General features: G+C 68.9%; 5 protein-coding genes. 4 read left to right on the top strand and 1 reads right to left on the bottom strand.

The genetic code is table 11. From position 1 onward, the window contains the following. Nucleotides 1-132 precede the first annotated feature (132 nt). The gene (locus tag GT007_RS21965; RefSeq protein ID WP_160123805.1) at nucleotides 133-891 is read right to left on the bottom strand and encodes an HpcH/HpaI aldolase family protein; all 759 of its coding nucleotides are present in this window, start codon (nucleotides 889-891) and stop codon (nucleotides 133-135) included. Nucleotides 892-1043: 152 nt separating this feature from the next. Here GT007_RS21965 and GT007_RS21960 point away from each other — a divergent pair, with 152 nt between their 5' ends. The 4 genes from GT007_RS21960 to GT007_RS21945 are packed head-to-tail and all read left to right on the top strand — an operon-like array spanning nucleotide 1044 to nucleotide 5202. Continuing rightward, a complete protein-coding gene (locus GT007_RS21960; RefSeq protein WP_160123804.1) occupies nucleotides 1044-1889 on the top strand; it encodes a dimethylarginine dimethylaminohydrolase family protein in 846 nt (281 codons plus the stop codon). A 50-nt stretch (nucleotides 1890-1939) separates the two neighbouring features. After that, nucleotides 1940-3334, top strand: a complete 1395-nt coding sequence (locus tag GT007_RS21955) for an FAD-binding oxidoreductase (protein ID WP_160123803.1) — start codon at nucleotides 1940-1942, stop codon at nucleotides 3332-3334. Next, on the top strand, nucleotides 3334-4512 hold the full coding sequence (locus GT007_RS21950; protein ID WP_160123802.1) for an MFS transporter: 1179 nt from the start codon (nucleotides 3334-3336) through the stop codon (nucleotides 4510-4512). The genes GT007_RS21955 and GT007_RS21950 overlap by 1 nt, the downstream gene beginning before the upstream one ends. Before the next feature lie 54 nt (nucleotides 4513-4566). Then, nucleotides 4567-5202: an LbetaH domain-containing protein gene (locus GT007_RS21945; protein WP_201452016.1), complete on the top strand. Its 636-nt coding sequence runs from the start codon at nucleotides 4567-4569 to the stop codon at nucleotides 5200-5202. The last annotated feature ends 136 nt before the right edge of the window (nucleotides 5203-5338 follow it).

Genomic DNA, 5338 nt, shown 5'->3' with positions numbered 1-5338 from the left:
AAAGCGGAACCTTGCGCCGTTCCGGGCTGGCTCGATCGAGCCAGCCCGGAACGTCGTAGCAACACTGTTACCTAGGCTGCCGGTCTAAACTGTTACCAAGGTTCACGGTTGTAGAGGGCAAAGCCCCCGGCCTCACCCCTTGGCGATCTTCACCGCCGCCTTGGCCGCGTTCATCATCAGCCCGACATCGTTCAGCACCGTCGCCAGCTTGAACCCCATCTTGATCATCCGGTTCGCGTACTCCGGCGAGCCGTTGTGGATCCCGCAGGAGATGCCGCGCTTGCCCGTCTCGGTCAGCAGCTTCTCGTAGATGCCCAGGATGAACGGGTCCTCCACATCCAGCTTCGGCTCCAGCCCATAGGAGAAGGAAAGGTCGGACGGGCCGACATAGATGCCGTCGATGCCCGGCACGTCCAGGATGGATTCCAGGTTCTCGACCGCCTGCTTGGTCTCGATCATCGGGATGATCAGGATCTCGTCATTGGCGGTCTTCTGGTAGCTGCCGCTGCCGCCATACACGCCGGCGCGGATCGGGCCGTTGGAGCGCGTGCCGACCGGCGGGTACTTCGCGTACTGCACCAGGGCCGCCGCCTGCTCGGCGGTGTTGATCATGGGGCAGATGATGCCGTAGGCGCCGGCATCCAGCACCTTGCCGATGATCCCCGGCTCCAGCCACGGCACGCGCACCATGGGGGTGACGCCATGCGGCTGCATGCCCTGGAAACACGCGACGCAGGAGAGGTAGTCCTGCACGCCGTGCTGCATGTCCACCGTCACGCTGTCCCAGCCGCACTGGCTGTACATCTCGGCGGAGAAGGCGTTGGGGATGGCGAGCCACCCGTTCACCACGGCCTTCCCCTGCTTCCACGCGTCCTTCACTTTGTTGGCCATGCGTTTCCTCCTGCTCTCGTGCCTGGATGCCGACGCTAGGCGGGGGCGCGGGCGCGATCAAGCCGGTCCGGTGCATCCATGCATGCTGCACCGCACTTGCATGCATGTGTTGGGCCTCGCCGTGGGGGCATTCCCCGGTCTAGGCTCGGCGCATGTGGCAAGTCTCCTCAGAAACCGGGCGGCTCACGGATGTGCTGCTGTGCCCGCCCTCCCATTACCGCTGGGTGCCGACGAACAGCATCGTCCGGCGCACGCTGGCCGCGGGCGGCACCACGCCCAACCAGGCGGAACTGGCCCTGCAGCACGGCGAATTGCGCGACGCGCTGCGTGAGGCCGGCGTGCGCGTGCACCTGCTGCCGCCCGAACCCCACCTGCCCTACATGGCCTATACGCGCGACCCGGCCATCATCACGCCCTGGGGCCCCGTGCTGGGCCAGCTGGAACGCCCGCAGCGGCGCGGCGAATACGCCTCCTATATCCGCTTCTTCGAGGGGCACGCCTGGCGCATGTCCTCCGCCGGCACGCTGGAGGGGGGCGATGTCCACATCATCCGCGAGGGGCTGGCGCTGATCGGCTGCTCCGGCGGGCGCACGGATGAGGCGGGGGCGGAACAGCTCGCCGGCTGGCTGCGCGATGAGGGGTGGGAGGTGCGCGTCGAGCATTTCGACGAGCATTTCCTGCATCTGGACGTGCTGTTCTGCATGGCGGCCCCCGGCCTGGCCCTCGCGGCGCGGGAGATCCTGGGCCCGGATTTCCTGGCCTGGCTGACCAGGCACGGCATCCGCACCATCGACGTGACCTATGACGAGGTGATGCATCTGGGCGCCAATATCGTGGCGCTGGGCGGGGGGCGCGTGATCTCGGCGCTGGAATCCGTGCGGATCAACCAGGCGCTCAGGGCCGAGGGGCTGAAGGTGCTGGACCCGGCGCTGTCCTTCTTCACCATGGGCGGCGGCGGGCCGCATTGCCTGACCTGCCCGCTGATCCGGGAGGGCTGAACTTCCTGCCCCCGGCATAAGGGTGTATCGCTGCGGGCAAGGAGCCCGCCATGAACACCATCGCCCCCCGCCCCGTGGATGCCGTGATCGCCGCCGCCGCCGAATTCCTGGGCGATCGCGTCACCCGCAACGACGCGCTGCGCCAGCAGCATGCGCGCGGGGAGGACACCTCCACCCCCACCATGCCGGACGCGGTGGTGTTCGTGGAAACCACCGAGGAAGTGAGCCGCGTGCTGAAGCTGTGCCACGAGCACGGCGTGGCGGTGACGCCCTTCGGCGCCGGCACCAGCCTGGAGGGGCATGTGAACCCGGTGCGCGGCGGCATCTCGCTCGACCTCAGCCGCATGACCGCCATCCTGGACGTGTCCGGGCCGGACATGGATTGCCTGATCGAGCCGGGCGTGACCCGCCACCAGCTGAACGACCATCTGCGCGCGGACGGGCTGTTCTTCCCCGTCGACCCTGGCAGCCACTGCACCATCGGCGGCATGTGCGCCACGCGCGCCAGCGGCACCAATGCCGTGCGCTACGGCACCATCAAGGAAAACGTGCTGGCGCTGGAGGTGGTGCTGGCCGACGGCACCATCATCAACACCGGCAGCCGCGCCCGCAAGGCGTCCAACGGCTATGACCTGACGCGGCTGATGATCGGCAGCGAGGGCACGCTGGGTGTCATCACGAAAATCCGCCTGCGCCTGCATGGCATCCCCGAGGCCACCTCCGCCGCCGTCTGCCAGTTCCCCGACCTGGCGAGCGCCGTGAACAGCGTGATCGAAGTGCTGCAGATGGGCATCCCCGTCGCCCGCATCGAGCTGCTGGACGAGGTGCAGATGGCCGCCTGCATCGCCTTCTCGAAGCTGGAGGGCTACAAGCCCGTCCCCACCCTGTTCCTGGAATTCCACGGCAGCGAGGCCGGCGTGCAGGAACAGGCCGAGTTGGTCGAGGGCATCACCGCCGGCCATGGCGCCGCGGGCTTCGCCTGGGCCACGGATGCCGAGGCGCGCAGCAAGCTGTGGAAGGCCCGCCATGACGGCTATTGGGCCGCCATCGCCAGCAAGCCCGGCAGCCGCGGCATCGCGACCGACGTATGCGTGCCGATCTCCCGCCTCGCGGAGGCCCTGTTGGGTGCGAAGGAGGACATCGTCGCCTCCGGCTTCTCCGCCCCCATCGTGGGCCATGTGGGCGACGGCAATTTCCACACCGTGATCCTGCTGGAGGACGACAGCCGGGCCACGCTGGAAGCCGCGTGGGAGCTGGACCGCAAGATCGTGCACCGCGCGCTGGAACTGGGCGGCACCTGCTCGGGCGAGCACGGGGTGGGCCTGGGCAAGCGCGAGTTCCTGGAAAAGGAGCACGGGCCGGAAGCGCTGGCGGTGATGCGCTCCATCAAGGCGGCGCTGGACCCCAAGGGGATTCTGAACCCGGGCAAGATCTTCCGGAACTGATGCTGCCCATCTGGGCTCAGCTGCTCGCGCTGACGCTGGGGCATGTCTTCAGCAACGCGGTGCGGACCATCCCGGCCATCGCGGCCGATGTGATGTCTGCCGATCTCGGCACGGGCACGGAGGGGCTGGCGGCGATCACCGGCGCCTATCCCGCCGCCTTCGCCCTGGCCATGGTGCCGGTCGGCGTGGCGCTGGACCGGTTCGGCTCGCGCCTCGTGATGCTGTGGCTGCTGGGGATTTGCGGCGCCGGGCTGGTGCTGGCCATCACGGCCCAGGGCGCGGCCATGATGCTGCTGGCGCAATGCGTGCTGGGGGTGGGGTGCTCGGGCATGATGATGGCGCCCATCACCTTCGCCGCGCGCACCATCCCGCCTGTCAGTTTCGGGATGTGGACGGGCGTGGTCCAGGCCACCGGCAATTCGGGCATGCTGATCTCGGCCAGCCCCATCGCCTGGCTGGTGGACCAGGCGGGCTGGCGCGCGGGCTATACGGCCACCGGCGCCATCCTGCTGCTGGCCATCCTGGCCGTGGCGCTGCTGGTGCGCGAGGCCCGGCCCGGCGGCGCGCCGCGCCCGGTGATGCAGGATGCGCGCGCCGTGCTGGACTTCGCCATCGCGCCCCGGCTGCTGCCGCTGATGGCGCTGGCCTTTGTCAGTTTCGGCGCGCTGCTGGGCGTGCGCGGCCTGTGGGGCGGGCCCTGGCTGATGGAGGTGAAGGGCCTGTCGCGCATCGAGGCCGGCAACCTGCTGCTGGCCGCCGCGGTCTCCCTGGTGATCGGGCCCTTCATCGCGGGGCTGGTGGACCGGGGGCTGGGCCGGCCGCGCCTACTGATGGTACTGGCGCACATCCTGGCCATCGGCTTCCTGCTGGCGCTGCTGGGCATGGCCGGGGTGGATGCCCCGCTGCTGGACGGCCTGCTGCTGGTGGGGTTCGGGCTGTCGGTCACCTCCCACGTCCTGCTGTTCTCCCTGGTCAGGGCGCGGGTGACGCAGGATGTGGCGGGCCGGGCGATGTCGGCCATGAACCTGTATTTCTTCGGCGGCGCGGCGGTGATGCAGGCGCTGTCCGGACTGGCGGCGGGCTGGGGCGGCATCGCGGGCGCGCTGTGGTGCATCGCGGGAATGCTGGCGCTGGGCACGCTGGTGTTCGCCTGGGGGGAGGCGCGCCGGCAGGGATGATCCATTCATCCGGATGTCATGCCCAGCCCCGCCGGCGCATGGCATACTGCCCCCATGCAGCATCCTGACACGGCCGGAAAGGCCCTGGGCCTCACGCCCTTCATCCACCCCACCGCCCGCGTGCGCGACAGCCAGCTCGGCGCCTACACCGAGGTCGGCGAGCGCACCAAGGTCGCTGAGACCACGATGGACGACTACTCCTATGTCGTGAACGACAGCGACATCATGGGCGCCACCATCGGCAAGTTCTGCTCCATCGCCTCTCACGTCCGGATCAACCCCGGCAACCACCCGCTGGACCGCGTGGCGCTGAGCCACTTCACCTACCGCGCCTCCGCCTATGGGCTGGGCACCGACGACGACGCGGTGTTCGCCTGGCGCCGCGACGCCCATGTCACGCTGGGCCATGACGTGTGGGTGGGCCATGGCGCCATCATCCTGCCGGGCAAGCGCATCGGCACCGGGGCCGCGATCGGCGCGGGCGCTGTGGTGACGAAGGATGTGCCCGACTTCGCCATCGTGGTGGGCAACCCCGGCCGCGTGCTGCGCTACCGCTTCCCGGAAGCGATCCAACTGGCACTGCACCGCATCGCCTGGTGGAACTGGCCGCACGCGAAACTGGCCGAAGGCATGGAAGACTTCCGCACATTGGGCGCCGAAGCGTTCTGCGCGAAATACGACCGGGCATAGGCGGGGGCGCCGCCCTCTACAACCGTGAACCTTGGTAACAGTTTAGACCGGCAGCCTAGGTAACAGTGTTGCTACGACGTTCCGGGCTGGCTCGATCGAGCCAGCCCGGAACGGCGCAAGGTTCCGCTTTCGGCAT

It is taken from the genome of Rhodovarius lipocyclicus (genome assembly GCF_009900765.1).
GTDB classification, from domain to species: Bacteria; Pseudomonadota; Alphaproteobacteria; order Acetobacterales; family Acetobacteraceae; genus Rhodovarius; species Rhodovarius lipocyclicus.
Note: the sequence above shows the minus strand (reverse complement) of the source record. Positions and strands in the feature narration are given on the sequence as shown.